This is a genomic window from Morganella psychrotolerans, from assembly GCF_001676155.1.
Classification (GTDB): domain Bacteria; phylum Pseudomonadota; class Gammaproteobacteria; order Enterobacterales; family Enterobacteriaceae; genus Morganella; species Morganella psychrotolerans.
This window is the reverse complement of sequence record NZ_LZEW01000027.1, coordinates 1-694: the sequence shown is the minus strand read 5'-3', so window position 1 is coordinate 694 and position 694 is coordinate 1. Positions and strand designations below refer to the sequence as shown.

Below are 694 nucleotides of genomic sequence, written 5' to 3'. Positions count from 1 at the left end.
AACCTTCGGGAGGGCGCTTACCACTTTGTGATTCATGACTGGGGTGAAGTCGTAACAAGGTAACCGTAGGGGAACCTGCGGTTGGATCACCTCCTTACCTAGTCGGTAGAGAATGTGAGTGTTCACACAGATTGTCTGATAAAAGTACGAGCAAGAGTGCGTCTGCGAAGCTGACTAATGTCCCCTTCGTCTAGAGGCCCAGGACACCGCCCTTTCACGGCGGTAACAGGGGTTCGAATCCCCTAGGGGACGCCAGTTTTGCGCAGAGGAGTGAAAGTCATCTGCAAAAAGTAATGATTAAACTGATTTTAACAGTCAGCTTAATCATTATGCTCTTTAACAATCCGGAACAAGCTGAAAAATTGAAACAATCAATATTATCACCGAGGTGATATTGATGAGTCTCTCAGCCAATCAACTTTGAAAGCAATGACTTTCGAGGGGAAGCGAGCTAAATAGTGTCGCGAAGGCCGGCGCACAGCAAGCGGAGCATACTCAGGTATGTGAGCATTGCGAGCACCGACCGACAAAGACACTATGACGCGCAGCGACCCGTCCAAAAGACATCTTCGGGTTGTGAGGTTAAGCGAATAAGCGTACACGGTGGATGCCTAGGCAGTCAGAGGCGATGAAGGACGTGCTAATCTGCGATAAGCGTCGGTAAGGTGATATGAACCGTTATAGCCGACGATTT

At 48.8% G+C, this 694-nt stretch carries 1 tRNA gene and 2 rRNA genes; all 3 read left to right on the top strand.

The annotated features are described in order from the left end of the window. Window positions 1–97, top strand: a 16S ribosomal RNA gene (locus tag AYY16_RS15085); the annotation flags it as partial. A gap of 82 nt (window positions 98–179) precedes the next feature. Then, window positions 180–255: transfer RNA gene (locus AYY16_RS15080), tRNA-Glu, on the top strand. 325 nt (window positions 256–580) lie between these two features. After that, window positions 581–694: ribosomal RNA gene (locus tag AYY16_RS15075) — 23S ribosomal RNA — on the top strand; the annotation flags it as partial.